Here is a 16,409-nt window from a genome sequence, read left to right as displayed (position 1 = left end):
CCATTCGACCGGTTGACACATGTCAGCCGGTTTTTCGTTTGATGAGATTGAGGACGAGCTTCAGCGCGATCAACAGTCCGATGACCGGCAAGATGACCGGCAGCGACCCACGTGGCAAGAGCCCGAACACGATGAACGCCGTCATCCCGATGGCGAAGAACAGCTTGACGCCCCGCTCGTGGCCTTCAAACCGCTCCCAGCGCCAGACGAGGAGCAGCAACGTCAGCGGCGCGAACAAGAACGTCAAGAAAAAGAACGGCATGTGCCGCGTATACCAAGGTTGTGTCATTTCAGTCGTACCTCCTCATATAACGCTTCCGTCGCCTCGTGCGATTCCACGTTTACGTAAATCGGTTTTCCGCTCCAATCGATTCGGATGACCACGTCGATGTCCCGGTCGATGAAGACGAGCACGTCCTCCCCCTCCGTCGTCCGGAAGTGTCCGGTCAGGCGTGAGCCGGTCGCGGCCCCATTCGTGCGGCGGGCGAGGCTCGGTTCATACGTCAGCGTGACGGCTTTGATCTCGTCATACGGCACCGTCTCGCCGTAACTGCCTTCGATGACGAGCGACGAATCGGTGAGCGTCACCTCGGTCGGCTGACTGAACCAGAGCCAAAGGCCCGGCACGATGGTGACGAGAAGACCTAGGACGACAATGACCGGGATGAGTTTCTTCTTGCCGCCAGGACGGATGTTCCCGTCCTCGTCATAAATATTGCCGTCATACTTCTGGGCCCGCCAGAGCGTGACGACGATGAGGATGAGCATCAAGCCGAAGAACGGTTCGATCGGGATGTCGAGTCCGAAACCGAGCCCGTGGACGGCGGCGATCAGTAGGAAGATCCCGGCCAGCCCGTAACACATGAAGCCGATCAACCGCGCCACCGCCTTGATGTTGACGCGCGCCTTGTCCTCGCGCTTCATCGTATTATAACCGGAGATGAGGAAATGCCATCCTAAGCGATGGACGGCGAAACCGAGCAAGAACAGAATGAGTGCGGCACTTATAAAGATCCACATACAAGCGTCCCCCTTTCTTCTATAGTCTACGTGAAAATTAGGCGAAATGTTTCAAAATCATGAGACGTGCCTAGGGAACAAGGATGTCTTATACTCGAGGCAGAACGCTCAAGGGGGAATTCGATGTATCGCACGAAAGCAGATTTTCTACAAGATTGGACCAAATCATCGACCGGCACGCTCGACGTGCTCCACGCCGTCACCGACGAGGCGCTCGGTCAGGAGATCGTCCCGGGCCATAACTCGCTCGGCTGGATCGGCTGGCACGTGACGACCGCGCTCGGCTATTTCACGAACTTGCTCGGCTTCCGCTTGTCCGCGCTGAAGAGTTTGACGCAACCGAACGACGCCAAGGCGATCGCCGACCAATACGCGCGCTACGCCGACGAGATTCGCCAGGCGGCCGAACAGTTCTCGGACGACTACTTGTTAGAGGAAGTCGACGTCCACGGCGCGAGACAACCGCGCGGTGCCGTCCTACGCATGATGATCGACCATCAGACGCACCATCGCGGCCAGATGACGGTGCTGCTCCGGCAGGCTGGACTCACGGTCCCAGGTGTCATGGGACCGACGAAAGAACAGATACAGGCGTGAAAAAAGGTGAGACCCCGTGGGGCCTCACCTTTTGTCATGTCGATGACGGCGTATTCGCCTTGTTTTGCATCCGGCCGACCCCTTCGTACTGGACGGTACCCGGGTCGCGTGCATACTTCCACGCGTTGCGTGCATCGATCAATCGCTTCGTCCGCATCCCGTCGAACGCTTCCGGCGTCAACGCGACGAGCTCGTCCCATTCCGTGACGAGGATGGCGACGTCCGCTCCCTCGAGCGCCGCTTCGACCGTCTCGGCTTGCGGGTAGTCCCATTTGGCGAGCGGGTCGTAGCCGATGACATCGACTCCACGCACGGCCAACAGTTGCGCGAGCGTGAGTGAAGGGGCGTCGCGCATGTCGTCCGTCCCCGGTTTGAAGGCGAGGCCGAGGAAGGCGACTTTAAGGTCGTCCTTCGGTTCGATTTTCGAGGCGACGTACGCCATCTGGGCGTCGTTCGCGTGCATGGCAGCTCGGATGACCGGCAAGTCGAGCTCGTTCTCGCCCGCGACGTTCAAGAGCGCGTACATGTCTTTCGGGAAGCACGAGCCCCCATAGCCGAGACCGGCGTTCAAGAACGAACGTCCGATGCGCGGGTCGAGCCCCATCCCGTCGGCGATTGTCGTGATGTCCGCCCCTGCCTTGTCGGCGAGACGCGCCAAGTCGTTGATGAAACTGATTTTCGTGGCGAGGAATGCGTTCGAGGCGTACTTGATGAACTCGGCGTCGACCGGTGACGTGCAGACGATCGGGACACCGAGGCGTCCGTAGATGCCCGCCAGCTCCTCACACATCCCGAGGTTGTCACTGCCGATGACGACGCGGTGTGGTTTCAACACGTCGGCGAGGGCGCGCCCCTCTTGAAGGAATTCCGGCACGACGGCGAACGTGTGGGCCGGATACATGACCGACAGCATGTCGGTCGTTCCCGGCGGCACCGTGCTTCGGATGATGATTTTATGTTTTGACTCGACCTCGGACAAGGCCGCATCGACGTACGTCAAATCACAGCTGCCGTCTTGCTTGCTCGGCGTCCCGACGGCGAGGACGAGATAGTCGGCCGTTTCCGTATCGGCAATCGAGTCCGTAAACGTGATTGAACCGTGATGGTCGCGTAACACGTCTGCCATGCCTGGTTCGTGGAACGGGACGTCCCCGTTCATGAGGCGGAGCAGTCTCGGTTGATCTTTCTCGACACCGATGACTTCATGCCCCGCTTTTGCTAGCCCGCATAAGGTGGCCAGCCCGACATAGCCAAGGCCGATGATTCCAAATTTCACGATAGTTCCTCCTTCAATAGTCTTCTATTAACAGTACCGAAAAGCGGCGAGCAAGGGAAGGCTCTAACACTCTCTGAATATTCTCTGCTATAATGAGTCAAAATGAGGCTAGAAAGGAATAACCGCATGGGATTGCTCGCTTTCTTTTTGATTACGCTCTTCGTGTTCTACTGGTTTCCTATTCGAGGTGGACTCAAGACTTTCCTGCTGATTCTCATCATGATCAGCGGTTGGCTCTCGATTTTCGAGCTCGTCTCCATCATCGAAGCCCGCCCTTGGGTTGCGGCCCCCGTCCTCGCGCTAATCGGTTTGTTCGTTTGGAAATGGCGCAAAGACAGACGGACGAAACTGAACAAGCAACAAGACATTTGACACACGTCGAATGTCTTTTTCAATTTCCGTACAATTTTTTCGATAAATATGGGAAAACAATTTTTTGATGCTATCATATTGTCAATACATGGTTTTTTTGAAAATAAGGGGAGACTACTTATGAAATTTTACGGGCTCGACATCGCACCTTGGATCGAACCACTGGCCCAATTTGTGTTTTGGTATCCGTTCTTCATGGCGCTGTTTTGGATTGCTGGCGCTCTCTTATTCAGCTTGACGCGTGAGAAAGAGGAAGAACTCGATTTGAACGAGCGGGAATGGCCGCTCATCAGCATCTTGATTCCTTGTTATAACGAAGAAGAGACGATCGCCGAGACGATTGAGTATTTGGACCGTCTCACCTATCCGAACTTTGAGATTATCGCCGTCAACGATGGCAGCCGTGACAAGACCGGCGACATCCTCGTCGGACTCGCCGACGAGTACGAGCGCTTGCGTGTCATCGACTGTCACGAGAACCGAGGCAAGGCGAACGCGCTACATATGGCCGTCCACGCCGCCCGCTCCGAGTACTTGCTTTGCGTCGACTCGGACGCCTTCCTCAGTGAGGAGGCACCGTACTACCTCGTCCGTCACTTCTTGAACCGCGGCGAACGCGTCGGGGCCGTCACCGGCAACCCGCGCATCCGCAACCGCGACACGCTCCTTAGCCGGATGCAACTCGTCGAATACTCCTCGATTATCGGCTCCATCAAACGGACGCAGCGCGTCATGGGTAAAATCATGACCGTCTCCGGCGTCATCGTCATGTTCCGCAAGAAGGCGTTGCTGTCGGTCGGTCTCTGGGACCGCGACATGATCACCGAGGACATCGCCGTCTCGTGGAAGCTCCAAAAGAATTTCTGGGACATCCGCTATGAGCCGCGCGCCCTCTGTTGGATGCTCGTCCCGGAGTCCATCTCCGGCATTTGGAAACAGCGCGTGCGCTGGTCGCAAGGCGGGCAAGAAGTCGTCTTGCGTCACTTCGACATCTTCAAAGACTGGCGCCAGCGCCGGATTTGGCCCGTCTATATCGAACAGGTCGTCAGCGTCCTCTGGGCGTATGCGTGGCTCATCGTCACGGTATATCTGTTCGTGACGGCCGATACGTGGCAAGACATGTTGATTTGGTTCACGTACAACTCGTTCGCGCTCGTCCTCGTCAGCCACGTCCAGCTGATCATCTCGCTCTGGAACGATGCCCGTTACGATAAAGTGTTTAAATATTACGTTTGGGCCGCTTGGTATCCGGTCATCTACTGGATGCTCAACACGGCCGTCGTCATCGCGGCGACGCCGAAAGCGATTAGAGCCCGTGTGAAAGGAGGCTATGCGACATGGAGTTCACCAGACCGGGGGACACGGAGAAGCAGCCTGTAAGTGAGTTATATGATTACGAACAAGAGATTCTCGTCAAGACGAAACAGAACGTGTTCCGCAAAGGGGTTGAGCTATTGCTCACGGTCGTGTTCTGGTTCTACACGTTCATCGTCACGTGGTTCTTCCTCAGCGCCGTCGTCGACGTGAACGACCGCTATATCGCCATCCTCAAGACGGCGTTGAACGTCACGAACGCCGACATCCGCGAGCTGCTCTACTTCGGGCTCGTCTCGTCGTTCGTCGCCGCCCTATTGCTCTTCCTTTGGCGGACGTACAACAAACGGAAATATGGCCCGCTCAACCGCCGGCAAATGCCGACAGACACGACGCTCGACGATTGGCTCAAGCTCGACTTGATGGAACCGGAAGACATCGAGCGGCTTCAGCGTGACAAGGTCATCGTATTCACAGAAAATCCAGTGAAAGAGTTGAAATGATGCGCTACGTGAAATGGTTGGTCGCCCTAATGATTATTGGCGGCATCGCCTGGAAAGTGTACGACGTGGCTTCGACGACGCATGAGGATGTGCCCGATGCGGCACTCCTCCCGACCGAGGACGTCTGTCTCGGTCTCAACTATCACCGGGTCAAACGGCCGAACACATGGAACAAGCTCGTCGAGAACGTGACCGGATCGTCCGAACTGGTCCGCTATAACGTCTACGCCAATGAGTTCGAGCAACAGATGACGTGGCTCCAAGACACCGGCGTCCACTTCGCGACGCAGGCCGACCTGCTCGCCTATCGTGCTGGAGAACCGATTCCGGACAAATGTGTATGGATCTCGTTCGATGACGTCGACCATACCGTCTACGAGAACGCGTTCCCGATTTTGAAAGACAAACAGATCCCGTTCACGCTGTTCATCATCACCGGCCACGTCGGCGAGGCGTTCCAAAACTTGGACCTCGCCCCGTGGAACGAGTTGGAGGACATGCAGGCGAGCGGACTCGCCGACTTCGGGACGCATACGCATGACATGCACTACGTGAAAGACGGAGGTGCCGTGTTCTTACCGGAGGACATGCAAGACGAGCTCCGACAAGATTTAGAGACGAGTGTCGCCGCCATCGAGAAGCATCTTGGCACACGCGTCACGACGATTGCCTATCCGTTCGGCAACACGAACGACGCCGTCACGGCGACGGTGCAGGAGCTCGGGTTCGAGCAGGCGTTCATCTTGAGCCCGAACCCGATCACCCCCGACAACGCCCCGTTCTTCACGAACCGTTATCTGCTCGACGCTGAACTGTTCGAGTTGTTCGTGAAACCGTATTTCGAGCAATACTGACTTGACCCCTCGTCCGATTGACGAGGGGTCATTTTCATTCCTCCGGCAACTCGACCTGGTCCCCGGCTTCAATCGTCCCGTCCATGACCTGCGCCATCTCATCTAGACTGAACGCGTCGGCGAGTCGGATGCCGTCGACGTACACGGTCGGCACGTAGGCGACGCCGAAGTCACGCGTGAACAGGCGTGAGTTTTGAATGCCGACGTCGACGTGATTTTCGAGCAGTTCGTCCGCGTCGAGGTCGAACTCGGAGGCGAGTTCTCGGGCGTAGGCTTCCGTCCCGAAACCGTCCGACCCGGAGTCGAGTCCGATGGCGCGCTGCACTTCGTAATAGCGGTCCGGAATCAGGCGTTCGACGTTATAGTCCACGTTCGCGAGCAGTTGCGACTGTTCGTTCAACAGGACGAGTGGCTGTCCTTTGAACGTCGCCTCGCCCGTGTCGAGCCAGCGCTCTTCAATCTCCGGCAGCACTTCCTCCATCCACTTCTTGCACCACGGGCAGCTGTAGTCGAAGACGAACACGATTTCGTGCTCTCCTTCCCCGAGCGCGACCTTGTCTTCGAGCGGGAGCTCGTACGTCGTATATGTATGGAACTTCGCCGAGTCGACGGCCTCGCTTGGACTGCAGGCCGTGAGGATGACGATGAGTCCGACGAATAAAAACAGAAATCGTTTCATGTATAACCTCCTATTTGTTCAAACATTCACATGTTTAGTTATACCATGTTTTGGGAGTGGACTCGAGTGACGTTCTGGTGACGTTCATCAAAAGAAATGACACACAAGAAAACGAGCGGACCGCATGGCCCGCTCGCTTCATTTGACGACGCGTGTCGTCTTCTTCATTTCTTGATATCCGCTCTGTGTCATCTTCACGGTAACAACGACGCCTGGTTTCTGGCGTAACACCGTCAGCTTGTAGTTGCCTTTCGAATCGACTTTCGCGGTCTTGCTGATGAGCTTTGTCCCGACGTATGCCTTGACGGTCGCCCCCTTGTTGCCTTTTCCGGTCAGCGTCGTCGCCGTCGACTTCACGGAGTTGACGGTGAACGTCCGGAACGTGTTGAGGACCTTCACAGAAGTTCTGCTCGACGTGTTGCCTGCCGCGTCTTTCGCGCGCACCGAGACGGACGCCCCTGGCTTCGTCGTCTTCACGTTGTAGCGATATGAGCCTGTACTCGATGCTTTCGTCGTGTACGTGCGTTTGTTATACGTGATATACACGGTCGCGCCTTTCTCGGCTTTCCCGGACACATACGTCGACTTGTTCGTGAGCGTCGAGACGGTCGGTTTCGTTGGAGCCACACGATCCCTCACTTTCAACGTCGACGTTTTAGTGCCGCCAAATGCGTCTTTGGCTACAACTTTAAGTGTTTCGTTTGCTACTGGATAGCGATACAAAACAACCGCAAATTTCCCATTTTTGTCTGCACGGTTTGTACCAACTTTTTTACCAGCTGTATCGTACACGTCGATTGTAATGAACTTGTCTGCATACCCTGTAAGACTCTTTCTGTTATTAGAAGCTTCAAGCTTATTTGGAGCAATTACCTCAGATGGGTCAGTTAAGCGTTTCGAAAACTCATACTTAGTCGTGCCACCAGGATTTTTCATTACAAGCTTTACGTCCAATGGGAATGAAAGTTTTTTATTCGTTTGGATAAGACTACTATATTGGCCATATTTCAATTCATTCTCTGTCCATCTTTGACCATTAATATAGATTTCATAATATCTATAAGACAACTTTCGATTGTCGTTAGCGAACCAAATTTTAGAACCGTCTTGATTAACTCGAATATCTTCGACACGGTGGTCCATTGCTCGGAGATAATCTTGAACCTTATTTCCTGCTAAGTCAGTAATAATAATCCGCAATGAAGTTGAATAGATTGAGAATGGGTAATCTAACGTTACTTTGAAATAGCCTTCTGCATTAGCGTTTGTAATTTTCGCCAAGTGACCATTTCCTATCTGAATTTTAGCGAACGGCTCAGTCTTTCCTTCTACCACTTGATCACCGTACAGAATAGGATACATTCCTCTTAAGTTAGGTGCGGTAATATCTTTAACCACAAAGGAAATCGGTTCCGCTCTCAATCCAGCTATGTTCACTCCTTCAATTGTGATTTTATCTACTTTTAACTCTTTGAATGTTTTATTGTCCTCATCGTCAAAAGAAACAGTAAACTGTTGGGTGTTCCAAGGATCTTGACTAGTGATTTTCACGTCTTTTTCCTTAAGTAATGTTCCCTTTGAATAGTAGGATACAGTCAATTTCTTCAAAACATCATCGGCATTGATTGTAATCGAACGACTGTCTTCAGAAATTTTTGTCCCTTCATAAACCCAAAGAACTGGGGAAGTAACATCTTTGGGAGAAAATTTGAATTCCGCTTGATCAAGTTTGTTTTCTCGCTCAATCAAGAATTTCATCGGCACGTTCAAATTTGTTTTGTTTGTAAAACTGAAGTTCCCACCGGAATCGGCCGTTACTTGTTGTACAAGTACATAGGACTCGCTCCAATAATATTGCAATTCATACACTGTAATTATTGCATTTGGCTCTGTCTTTCCTTTAATCGTTTTTTCGCCCTCAATAAAATTCTCAAATGTCGGTTGATTGATTGGATTAAAAATCCCTTCCAAAAACTTCGAACTTCGATTTTCGTTTACATAAACTCTTACCTTATATTTATCGCCAGATTGAAGTTTATTGATTTGTTTTCCTTTTGAACTGAGTAGTTCATTATAAACTTCGATTTCTCCATTCTTTTTCTCGATTTGAACTTCAACATAAAGTTGCTCGGATGTCGAAAAATCACTAGAAATTACTAGACTACTATCAATCATCTTAATAATTGGATTTGGTAATGGCCGTTCATCTTCTACTTCAATCGTTTCAACAAGTTGCCAATTCCCATTCTTCTGAATTATATATACGTTAAATGAACCCGAAGTAAATTTCGGCAACATCAACTTTAAATTCCCTTGATCATCGGATGTTGATTTCAATTCTCCATAATGCTGATTTTGATACTGTACGACAAATGTCTGATTAGGATATGTCTTAGCTATCAATTCACTTTGCTCAGAAGTGATTGGCTTCGTGAGGTCAAACTTAAATTGACTTGAATCAAAAGCCATTTCACGCGTAAATGTAGAAATGGTTTTTTCATTTCTAGATACTTCAATTGTACGAATTGGCGATCCATTAGCTTCAATATAGTTATAAATTCTACCCATCTCATCTGAGACAGCAATCAATTGCCCATCTGCTTTAATTTCAGCATTTGCAAATGTGTATCCGTATAATTCATAATTACTGAATTCATTTACAGAATAGAACGGGTTATCTACTGAGGCTTGGAACGGTTTTACAATTGTCGAACCAACCAACTCACGACCCGTCAAAGGCTCTACAATTTTATATTCGAATCCAGAAATCACGTCATGTTCTGTTAATGACATATAGTGATGAAATTCTCCATTTCCATCAGCTGAAAGTTCAACTTCTTTTTCTCGATTTATAACTATATTCATCTTTAGATAAGGTGCTGTCTTTCCAGAAAGATAACCTGACTCAAACCCAAATTGATTGAATTCATAAAGATAATTTGGGTTAACATTCACGTCTTGGACAATCGTTGTTGTACTACGATTGCCATTATATTGTGTATAGAATTTAACTTCTTTTGCCGTTTTCACAGGGATTGATAAGCTACCAATGCCACTGTAAGAACGCCCATCGTAAACTGCGACAATCGTATGATCTACTTGTGCCGAAAATTTCATTTCCTTGCTACTTTTGTTAATCCCAAGATACTGCGCCGGATAAACGACAGTGGATGTATCTTGAGAGGCATAGGCTGTCAACTTCCACTCTGCATAACCTTGTTTTGTGATTTGATACAAATGGATATCCGTACTCGTCAGTTTGTTAGTGAGGGTATGTGAAAACTGACCAGTCGCATTCGTTTGGAGGTTCACTAATTGACCGTCCACATTTAACTGGATTGGAGTGTTTGGATCCGCTTGCCCAGTGATTACTTGACTGTCCTTACTAAAAGGATTGATGGTATACGTTGCTGCTCCGTGTACACTTTCGTCCATTGGATAGAACGAAAATGTTCCAATCACTAGACATATAATGAATGTAAGCATAGCGATTTTAGATTTCATGATTCTCATTTTCTTGCCGCCTTTTTCTATTCAAATTAAATCCTTATAAAATATATCACCTCCTTCAAATGTTTATCTTTTCACTTTTATAGAACAGGTGAATTCAGCATGACAAAAAACGACAAAAGGAATTGCACTCGAGTTTTTTCAACTCAAGTGCAATTCCTTTTGAGGTTCAATCCTATGCTCATTCCCCATAAACGCCTCCATCGTCGCCGCCGTATCCGACGAAATCCCGTCCTTCTTCACGACCTTCCCGACCGTCTGCAGAATGATCTTCCAATCATTGAAGAATGTGACGTGGTCGACGTATGTCACGTCGAGCGCGAAGCGGTCGGGCCACGACAATCGGTTACGGCCGTTCACTTGGGCAAGTCCCGTCAATCCGGGGCGGACATCGTGCCGTCTGCGCTGCTCGTCGTTATAGCGTGGCAAGTACTCGACGAGCAACGGGCGCGGTCCGACGATGGCGATGTCTCCCTTGACGATATTCAGTAAACTCGGCAGTTCATCCAAACTGAGCGACCGGAGCGTCTGCCCGAACGGAGTCAAACGCACCTCGTCCGGTAACAGTTCGCCGTGCGCATCTCGCTCATCGGTCATCGTCCGAAACTTCACCATCTCGAAGATGACGCCGTCCTTGCCGGGCCGTTTCTGTTTGAACAGTACCGGTCCCCCGAGCTTCCACTTGATGAGGCCCGCGACCGTCACGAGGACGGGACTCAATACGACGAGCGCGGCCGACGCGAGCACCACGTCTTGAGGTCGTTTGACATACGTCTCATACACTCCCATCACACTTCCCCCTTCCCGAATCGCTTGCTTGGAATCATCGATCGGACCAAGCCTTTCTCGAACGCATCGACCGTGAACACCCACATGAAGACGGCGTAGGCGAGTACGAGCCCCATTCCTTTGAAGACGAATCCGAGCAACGCGTCAGCCGGAAAAAGATACTGGACGATGAAGCCGAGTCCGAGGACGAAGAACAGCCCCGGGGCGAGCTTCAGGTGACACTCCCGGAAAAAGCGGAACACGTCGAGCTTCAACACTCTCGCGTAAATGATGTTCATGAACAGCGTGTTGCCGCTCAAGTAGCCGATCATGACCGACAGCGCCGCACCGGTCGCCCCGTACGGACCGCTCAGGAATGCCGAGACGATCAAGGCGATCACCGCCGACAACACCATCCCGTACGCCCGGTACCGAACTTGGTTCGTCGCGACGAGGTGGATGTTGGCAATCTCTTGCGGGAGCGTGATAATCCCCATCGCGATCAAAAGTGCCGCGACGACGTACGACTCTTTAAAGTCGTCCCCGACCCAGAAGTGGATGAACTCGGCGCCCATGGCGATAAATACCATCGTGATCAGTCCGATGACGTACAGTTGGATGCGGCCGACCCGAATCATCAAGTTCTCGATGTCCTTCAAGCCACCCGAGTGGTTGAGCCGGGTCACTTTCGGCAAGAACAGCGAGTTGACGGCCGTCGCAATCAACAGGACGTATCCTTCGATGACCATCCCGATCGAGAAGATGGCGACCGCGACCCCGCTCGCGAAGATGACGAGCACCGTCGGCATGATGTGCATCAAAAAGTTCTGCGTCGCCGACACGGTCGTCTGCCAAGAGGCGAAGACGAAAATCTCGCGGTACATCCCTCTCCCCGATGCGGTGAAGTCGATCTCCGTATCTGTCGCCTTCCAGACGTACAGCAGTTTACACACATTGATCAACAAAATCATCGCCGCGTTGATGATGACGAGGGCGTACACCCCGTATCCCATGACGAGCGCCCCGATCGTAAAGCTGACGATTAGGATTTTCTCGAGGAAGAGTAGCGTGTTCAGCTGGATGAAGCGCTCGTTGACGATGAAGACGGCGTCAATCGGCTTGGCGAGCAGCGTGATCAAGATGTAAAACCCGACAATCGGATACATGACCTTCAACTTCTCCATGTCGGTTGCGCTCAAATTGCCGTACACGACGTCGAGCAAGAAATAGAGGGCGACGAGGACGACGGTCAGGATGAGCGTCAAGAAGAAGAACAGCTTATAGGCGATGCCGAGAAACCGAATCTCCCCGGCCCGGTCGCCGTGCGTCCGATAGTTGCTGAGGAACCGGGCGACGACGACCTCGAGCCCGAGGTTAAAGGCGAAGATGGCGATAATCGAGAACGACAGGACGTAGAGCCCATAATCCCCCTGCCCGATCTTGCTGATCATCCACGGTGTGTAGAGCAGCCCCGAGATGATATTGAACCCGATTGATCCGTACGAGACCAAGGCGCCGTATTTGATTTGATTCGAACTCGTCTGTTCCGGTTCGATGGCATATTTGGTCGCCATGGGAGAGCCTCCTCATTGATACGTATAGTAGTAGGCGTCTTTGCCTTGACGCGACTCGCGGCGATTCAAAACGATGCCGAGAATCTTCGCCCCGGTCATGAGCAGCTGGTCGCGTGCTTTGACGACCTCGTCCCGGTCGGCCGACTCACAGCTGAGGACGAGCACGGCCCCGTCGACTTCCTGGGCAATAATCCGGCTGTCCGCCACTTGCATAATCGGCGGCGCGTCGAGCAGGATAATATCAAAGTCGTCCTTCAAGTGATCAAGCATCTCCCGGAACGCCGGGGCCGCCAATAACTCTGACGGGTTCGGCGGGACGACACCCGCGACCATGACGTACAAGTTGTCGAGCTGCGTCGGCTGGATGGCCGCCTCGGCTGTCGAGCGTTTGGCGAGCACGTTCGACAGTCCGACCCGTGAGTCGATATGGAAGATTTGGTGAATCGTCGGGCGACGCATGTCACAGTCGACGAGCAGGACGCGCTTGCCGAGTTGCGAGTAGACGACGGCCAAGTTGCTCGCGGTCGTCGACTTGCCTTCCCCCATCGACGTCGAGGTGATGAGAAGCGTCTGTAATTTCGAGCCGAGCGACGTGAACTCGAGGTTCGTCCGGAGCGTCCGATACTGCTCCGAGATCGGCGACTTCGGCTCGTAAATGGTGATTAAGTTTTTCGTCATCCGGTTATGATAGTTTTCGTTGCGTTTTCGGAACATACGGGTCACCCTCCTTTACGACTTTTGGTTCCTGCGGCTTCCGTTTCTCCGGCTTCGCGATTTGGCGATCGAATAACGGGATTGACGCGATGACCGGGATGCCCAAGATGGCTTCGGCCTCGGCCTCGGAACGGATCTGCTTGTTGAACAAGTAACGCATGAGCACGATGCCGCTACTCAAGATGAAACCGACCAGGACGCCGAGCGCCGTGTTGCGCGGAATGTTCGGCTCGACCGGTTCGGCCGGGATGAACGCCGGTGACAAGATTTGCGTGTTGTCGATGTTCATCAGTTTCGGCACCTCGTTCGAGAAGACCCGTCCGAGCTCATTGGCGATCGAGGACGCGAGCGCTGCCGAACCGGCCGTCGCCCGAATCGTGATGACTTGCGAGTTCTCCTCGCTCTCGATGACGATTTGATCCTCGAGCTTCTCCGGGGCGTTCGCAATATTCTCGCGCACCTCGTTCAAGATGATCGGACTCTTCATGATGATTCGATACGTATTGACGAGCCCTTGCGACGATTGGATCTGCGTGCTGTCGAGCGTCTCCGTCCCCGTCTGTTTCGGCACGACGAGAATCTGTGTCGACGCCTCATACGTCGGCGGGATGACGTAGCGGCTGAGCGAGTAGGCGATGCCCCCGACGAGGACCATCGTGAAGAGGATGACCCACTTCTTCGTTTTCAGGATGAACCAAATATCACGAATCGATGCGTTGATGTCTTTCACGGCAACCTGACCTCCTTCATTGGTGCGACTCAAAGTTGTATGCGTGTTGGATAATGACCATTTCCCCGTCCCCCTTCCCGTCAAATGCAAACGGGAAGGAGATGCCTATCATTTTTTTGAAAGATTTATCTACGTCGTGACGACAGGCGGGACGGTCTGTTTCACATGCTCGGCCCGATACCGACTATAGGTGACGACAAAGACGAGCAGAATCAACAGATAGGCGATGGCCCGGAGCCGCAAGGCGGTCCCGATGTTATCGTTCGTGATGGCAATCAAACCGTTCCAGACGAACGCCTGCATCAAGATGAACTGTTGCACTTTCGAAACGTAAGCGCGGCGTGACCAGAGGAACAACAAGATGAGCGTCATCGGCAACGCCTCGATGAAGAAGACGAGCAAGATGGTGAGGCCTCGTACGTCCCATGGGAGTGGGCCGACGAGATTTCCGAGATAACTGTGCATGTAATTGAACAGGAAGCCGAAGTAGTTCGACGCATCGAGCCGGATCCCCATCTGACTGCCCCCGGCGAGAAAGCCGATGCCGTCAGAGCGATACTGCAACGCCGAGCGGAGCGTCTTGTCGACAATCGGGACTTGGACGTCCATGAAGAACGTGTAGATGATCCCGAAGATGAAGAGCGCGAGTGTCAGGATGACGAACGGTCCAGCGATTTTACGGACCGCTTGCAGCGTCAGCCACAGGACGGTCGCCATGACGAACGACAAGAGCGCGTACGTCCTGAACTCGCCGAGCAACCAGACGGTCGGGATCAACAGCAGGAAGTACGTCCAGTTCTTCTCGAACAGCCAACGGATGGCGAGATACGTCGCCGCGATATAGAGCATGTAAATCCAGACGTCCCGGTAAATCGAGGTCGTGATGTTGATGAACAGGCTGATATAGGCGATGAAGCAAAACAGCGCGTACAGATAGGCGAAGTGACGGATGCGTTCTTCTTTCTCGCCGAGCTCTGTCGTCGCGAGCTGGACGGCGACGAGCTTCAAGGCGAAATGGATGAGGAGCGCCATCCCGACGAAGTTGAACAGCCGGATGGCGAACACGCTCTCGGTGCCGATCACCTGCATCAGCTTGCCGATAATCCATGGGTAGATTGACGTGCGGATCCACGACAAGTCGTAGAACACGTTCATCGCCTGTTCCCAGTAGAAGACGCCGTCATCCCCTTCCCCGAACAAGTGATACGACACCCCGTTCCCGGTCGCGTAAATCGCGAGCGCGTAGAAGACGGTCGTCGCGAGCAAATAATAGAACAGCACCAAATACTTGACGACGCCGACCTCGGTATCGAGTTTCATGCGTCTCCCTCCTCTCTTCAGGCAATCGGTCGATCAAAACTCTCATAGATGCGTCGCATCTCCATCTTCGAACGGTCGACGTCGAACGCCTTGACCGACTCGCTGTTATGGAGCCCCATCTGGTGGGACAAATCGAAATCGAGTTGCATCGTCCGGATGGCCCGGGCGAAGCCGGCCACGTCTTCCGGCGAACATTTGTAGCCGGTCACTCCGTCAATCGAATAGTCATTGATGCCATGCACGTTCGACGTGATGAGCGGCAATCCGGCGGCCATCGCCTCGAGCGCGGCCATGCCGAGCCCTTCCCGTTTCGACGGGAAGACGAAGCAGTCGGACGCTTTCATCACTTCGATGACGTCGTCCCGGAAACCTAGCAAGGCGACTTGTTGCTCGAGCCCGAGCTCCCGGATGAGCCGCTCGAGGTGGTCTTTATTATCACCCGTCCCGGCGATCAAATAGCGGAGTGTCGGCTCATGTAGCGAGGCGATGGCGCGGATAATCGTCTCGTGGTTCTTGTTCTCGTTCAATTCGCCGACCGACAATAAGACGAAGTCGGTGTCACTGTCGATGCCGAGGCTACGACGTTTCAGCGGACGGTCAATCGTGACCGCCTCAATCCGTTTCGTGTCGACACCGATGCCGGGGATACGGAACGTGTGCGACGTCTTAAACGTCTGTGCCCGCGAGAAGTCCTCCTCGTTGATGGTGACGATCGTGTCGGTCAGGCGGGCGAGCGTCCGTTCGACCGGGTAGTATAACATCCAGTTGAGCGACGGGCTGCCTTTGAAGAAATGGAAGCCGTGCGCCGTATACATGCACGGCGTGTGCGTCTGGCGGGCGACGAGCCGGCCGACGACCCCGCCGATCGGCGAGTGGCAGTGGATGAAGTGATAGTGGTTCGCCGTCATGACGGCCTTCAACTGTTGATAGGCGCGGACATGGCCGTTCATCTTCTTGATGTCGCGCTCGAAATCGATTTGATAGAGGGTGACCCCGTTCGCCTCCAAGTCCTGTTTGATACGGGCAATCTTTTCAGCGGAATACATGCTGCCCCACTCAAAGTTCGTGGCGACGTCGACTTGATAATTCATCTCTTGGAGCATGCGGATATTGTCGCGGTTGAAGCTCTCGATCATCGAGACGACCGAGGCGACCATGAGCACTCGTTTCATCGTTTC

16 protein-coding genes are annotated in these 16,409 nt (G+C 52.9%); 5 read left to right on the top strand and 11 right to left on the bottom strand.

Going from position 1 to position 16,409, the window contains the following annotated elements; genetic code table 11:
• Positions 1-22: 22 nt before the first annotated feature.
• Positions 23-289, bottom strand: coding sequence for a hypothetical protein (locus KNP83_RS02285; protein ID WP_214760171.1), 267 nt, complete (start codon positions 287-289; stop codon positions 23-25).
• Entirely contained in the window at positions 286-1,020 is a 735-nt protein-coding gene (locus KNP83_RS02280) for a DUF3784 domain-containing protein (RefSeq protein ID WP_214760169.1), read from the bottom strand. Before KNP83_RS02280 ends, KNP83_RS02285 begins: the two co-directional genes overlap by 4 nt.
• Before the next feature lie 123 nt (positions 1,021-1,143).
• On the opposite strand from KNP83_RS02280, the gene KNP83_RS02275 reads away from it, so the two are divergent.
• Complete coding sequence (locus tag KNP83_RS02275; RefSeq protein WP_214760168.1) at positions 1,144-1,617, top strand: DinB family protein; 474 nt, start codon at positions 1,144-1,146, stop codon at positions 1,615-1,617.
• A gap of 34 nt (positions 1,618-1,651) precedes the next feature.
• On the opposite strand, the gene KNP83_RS02270 is transcribed toward KNP83_RS02275, so the two are convergent.
• Entirely contained in the window at positions 1,652-2,893 is a 1,242-nt protein-coding gene (locus tag KNP83_RS02270) for a UDP-glucose dehydrogenase family protein (protein ID WP_214760155.1), read from the bottom strand.
• Positions 2,894-3,019: 126 nt separating this feature from the next.
• Here KNP83_RS02270 and KNP83_RS02265 point away from each other — a divergent pair, with 126 nt between their 5' ends.
• The 4 genes from KNP83_RS02265 (at position 3,020) to KNP83_RS02250 (ending at position 5,936) form a co-directional block, all read left to right on the top strand.
• Positions 3,020-3,265, top strand: a complete 246-nt coding sequence (locus KNP83_RS02265; protein WP_214714203.1) for a hypothetical protein — start codon at positions 3,020-3,022, stop codon at positions 3,263-3,265.
• Between the two features lie 120 nt (positions 3,266-3,385).
• On the top strand, positions 3,386-4,645 hold the full coding sequence (pgaC, locus tag KNP83_RS02260) for a poly-beta-1,6-N-acetyl-D-glucosamine synthase (RefSeq protein WP_214760139.1): 1,260 nt from the start codon (positions 3,386-3,388) through the stop codon (positions 4,643-4,645).
• On the top strand, positions 4,603-5,082 hold the full coding sequence (gene pgaD, locus KNP83_RS02255) for a poly-beta-1,6-N-acetyl-D-glucosamine biosynthesis protein PgaD (RefSeq protein ID WP_214760131.1): 480 nt from the start codon (positions 4,603-4,605) through the stop codon (positions 5,080-5,082). The genes pgaC and pgaD overlap by 43 nt, the downstream gene beginning before the upstream one ends.
• Positions 5,082-5,936, top strand: a complete 855-nt coding sequence (locus KNP83_RS02250; RefSeq protein WP_214760128.1) for a polysaccharide deacetylase family protein — start codon at positions 5,082-5,084, stop codon at positions 5,934-5,936. Before pgaD ends, KNP83_RS02250 begins: the two co-directional genes overlap by 1 nt.
• 34 nt (positions 5,937-5,970) lie before the next feature.
• On the opposite strand, the gene KNP83_RS02245 is transcribed toward KNP83_RS02250, so the two are convergent.
• From KNP83_RS02245 to KNP83_RS02210, 8 genes are all read right to left on the bottom strand, one after another.
• Positions 5,971-6,615, bottom strand: a complete 645-nt coding sequence (locus KNP83_RS02245; RefSeq protein WP_214760118.1) for a thioredoxin domain-containing protein — start codon at positions 6,613-6,615, stop codon at positions 5,971-5,973.
• Between the two features lie 138 nt (positions 6,616-6,753).
• Positions 6,754-10,128, bottom strand: coding sequence for an Ig-like domain-containing protein (locus KNP83_RS02240; RefSeq protein WP_214760116.1), 3,375 nt, complete (start codon positions 10,126-10,128; stop codon positions 6,754-6,756).
• A 138-nt stretch (positions 10,129-10,266) separates the two neighbouring features.
• Entirely contained in the window at positions 10,267-10,914 is a 648-nt protein-coding gene (locus KNP83_RS02235) for a sugar transferase (protein WP_214760113.1), read from the bottom strand.
• Positions 10,914-12,467 carry a lipopolysaccharide biosynthesis protein gene (locus KNP83_RS02230; protein ID WP_214760111.1) on the bottom strand — a complete coding sequence of 518 codons (1,554 nt, stop codon included), beginning with the start codon at positions 12,465-12,467 and terminating at the stop codon, positions 10,914-10,916. Before KNP83_RS02230 ends, KNP83_RS02235 begins: the two co-directional genes overlap by 1 nt.
• Before the next feature lie 12 nt (positions 12,468-12,479).
• Positions 12,480-13,181, bottom strand: coding sequence for a CpsD/CapB family tyrosine-protein kinase (locus KNP83_RS02225; RefSeq protein ID WP_214760109.1), 702 nt, complete (start codon positions 13,179-13,181; stop codon positions 12,480-12,482).
• The gene (locus KNP83_RS02220) at positions 13,150-13,911 is read right to left on the bottom strand and encodes a YveK family protein (RefSeq protein ID WP_214760107.1); all 762 of its coding nucleotides are present in this window, start codon (positions 13,909-13,911) and stop codon (positions 13,150-13,152) included. Before KNP83_RS02220 ends, KNP83_RS02225 begins: the two co-directional genes overlap by 32 nt.
• Positions 13,912-14,040: 129 nt before the next feature.
• Complete coding sequence (locus KNP83_RS02215) at positions 14,041-15,231, bottom strand: hypothetical protein (protein WP_214760105.1); 1,191 nt, start codon at positions 15,229-15,231, stop codon at positions 14,041-14,043.
• Positions 15,232-15,248: 17 nt separating this feature from the next.
• Positions 15,249-16,403, bottom strand: coding sequence for a glycosyltransferase family 4 protein (locus KNP83_RS02210; protein WP_214760101.1), 1,155 nt, complete (start codon positions 16,401-16,403; stop codon positions 15,249-15,251).
• Between the last annotated feature and the right edge of the window lie 6 nt (positions 16,404-16,409).

Origin of the sequence: Exiguobacterium sp. s146 (assembly GCF_018618415.1) — a bacterium.
Lineage (GTDB): Bacteria > Bacillota > Bacilli > Exiguobacteriales > Exiguobacteriaceae > Exiguobacterium.
The sequence above is the reverse complement of the archived record's forward strand: the minus strand, read 5'-3'. Positions and strand labels throughout refer to the sequence as shown.

Bases quoted from the DNA above. Each gene is read 5' to 3' on its own strand.
- KNP83_RS02280 (WP_214760169.1), bottom strand. From the start codon at position 1,020: ATGTGGATCTTTATAAGTGCCGCACTCATTCTGTTCTTGCTCGGTTTC.
- KNP83_RS02215 (WP_214760105.1), bottom strand. From the start codon at position 15,231: ATGAAACTCGATACCGAGGTCGGCGTCGTCAAGTATTTGGTGCTGTTC.
- KNP83_RS02285 (WP_214760171.1), bottom strand. From the start codon at position 289: ATGACACAACCTTGGTATACGCGGCACATGCCGTTCTTTTTCTTGACG.
- pgaD (WP_214760131.1), top strand. From the start codon at position 4,603: ATGGAGTTCACCAGACCGGGGGACACGGAGAAGCAGCCTGTAAGTGAG.
- KNP83_RS02235 (WP_214760113.1), bottom strand. From the start codon at position 10,914: ATGGGAGTGTATGAGACGTATGTCAAACGACCTCAAGACGTGGTGCTC.
- KNP83_RS02250 (WP_214760128.1), top strand. From the start codon at position 5,082: ATGCGCTACGTGAAATGGTTGGTCGCCCTAATGATTATTGGCGGCATC.
- KNP83_RS02230 (WP_214760111.1), bottom strand. From the start codon at position 12,467: ATGGCGACCAAATATGCCATCGAACCGGAACAGACGAGTTCGAATCAA.
- pgaC (WP_214760139.1), top strand. From the start codon at position 3,386: ATGAAATTTTACGGGCTCGACATCGCACCTTGGATCGAACCACTGGCC.
- KNP83_RS02245 (WP_214760118.1), bottom strand. From the start codon at position 6,615: ATGAAACGATTTCTGTTTTTATTCGTCGGACTCATCGTCATCCTCACG.
- KNP83_RS02275 (WP_214760168.1), top strand. From the start codon at position 1,144: ATGTATCGCACGAAAGCAGATTTTCTACAAGATTGGACCAAATCATCG.
- KNP83_RS02265 (WP_214714203.1), top strand. From the start codon at position 3,020: ATGGGATTGCTCGCTTTCTTTTTGATTACGCTCTTCGTGTTCTACTGG.
- KNP83_RS02240 (WP_214760116.1), bottom strand. From the start codon at position 10,128: ATGAGAATCATGAAATCTAAAATCGCTATGCTTACATTCATTATATGT.
- KNP83_RS02225 (WP_214760109.1), bottom strand. From the start codon at position 13,181: ATGTTCCGAAAACGCAACGAAAACTATCATAACCGGATGACGAAAAAC.
- KNP83_RS02210 (WP_214760101.1), bottom strand. From the start codon at position 16,403: ATGAAACGAGTGCTCATGGTCGCCTCGGTCGTCTCGATGATCGAGAGC.